1 protein-coding gene is annotated in these 1215 nt (G+C 45.1%); it reads right to left on the bottom strand.

Annotated elements, in window-relative coordinates:
- A partial coding sequence (locus JC606_RS23155; protein WP_233090625.1) for an IS4 family transposase occupies positions 1 to 1152 on the bottom strand: 1152 nt, incomplete at its 3' end.
- Positions 1153 to 1215 lie beyond the last annotated feature (63 nt).

The following is a 1215-nucleotide window of genomic DNA, read 5'->3' as shown; positions in this document are numbered from 1 at the left end:
CTGCTCACAACTGCTCTTAGATAACTCGTCTGATTCATTCATAAACCTCAACTGGAGTAACCGAGTCGCGATAAAAGCCAAAACGACGCTGAGCCTTTCTAAGTTATCCTTACTTTGCATTCTCAGTTGCTCAACTTCAGTCCCTTCACTTTTCCAGACTTTATGAAAATCTTCTATCAGCCAGCGCCGCTCATAATAACTGACGATTTTGAGTGCCTCTTCCTTGCTCGTTATCGGCTCTGAAGTCAGTAAGTGCCATGCGAGCTTATTACCACTCTCTCCTTGTTCTATACATCCCACGTAGTAAAGCGGAATGTTATCGAACTCTTTCTTGTTAGCAGGAGACTTGAGTGTCACGGGGGCATATTTGATATCTAAATGAGCCTTGCGAGCTTTACGACCGCCTTTTTGCGGTATTTCGAGCACTTTCTCTCCGGCTGATAACAGGGTAGAAGCATAGCTATAAAGACGATTATCGTGCTCTTCAATACAGCGGCTTTGCATTGAGCGAACGAGGAACCTTTGTTGTTGCTCTCGCTTGTAAGTGAGGTATTCAAATAGGTCGGCTTCTCTATCGCACACAGAAATGACATCCGAAATTTTATCGCCAAGTCGCTCAGCGACATGGCGAGAGGCTTGTTCCCACTTATAACTTTCTTTCTCTTTGTATGGTCGAGTCGCATGCTGGTGCCTTTGACCTCGCTTTTCTATATCACGAGTCCAGCGCTGTTGTTCAATTAAACCAATAACAGATTGAGTGTCGGGAGCAAAAAGTAAGGTTGAGTGTACAAACATGGCGCGATGTCGATTGCCTTGATTAGAGTGCCCGAGTTCATCTCGAATGCTGCGATGGGAGTAACTGAGAGAAGTGGTGTCTTCTAAGGCAAGAAGTGTTTGTTGCTCTAATGCTTCTTGTGCGGTGACATAAAAACCCGCTTCTGCGATATCTTCTGCTTTGATTTGCTCATTACGGATGAAGCGATAAGCCCCTTCCATTTCAGCAGGGGATATAATGAGTTTCGAGACGGGTACGCCAGGCTGCTCGGCCAGTGAGGCTGCGAGAGCAACGAGTCTTTGAGTGCGTCTAGGGTCATTAAGGTGGGCTTGACCGAACTGTTTTTGTGCCCAAAGGGTTGGCTCTATATAGGTCATGATAATCATCCTTGTCATTGCTTAGATGATCAGATCATGAAACCTAAAAATAGTTCAAAAAAA

The sequence above is a fragment of the Vibrio sp. IB15 genome (genome assembly GCF_016406055.1).
In the GTDB taxonomy this organism is placed as follows: Bacteria; Pseudomonadota; Gammaproteobacteria; order Enterobacterales; family Vibrionaceae; genus Vibrio; species Vibrio chagasii.
Note: the sequence above shows the minus strand (reverse complement) of the source record. Positions and strands in the feature narration are given on the sequence as shown.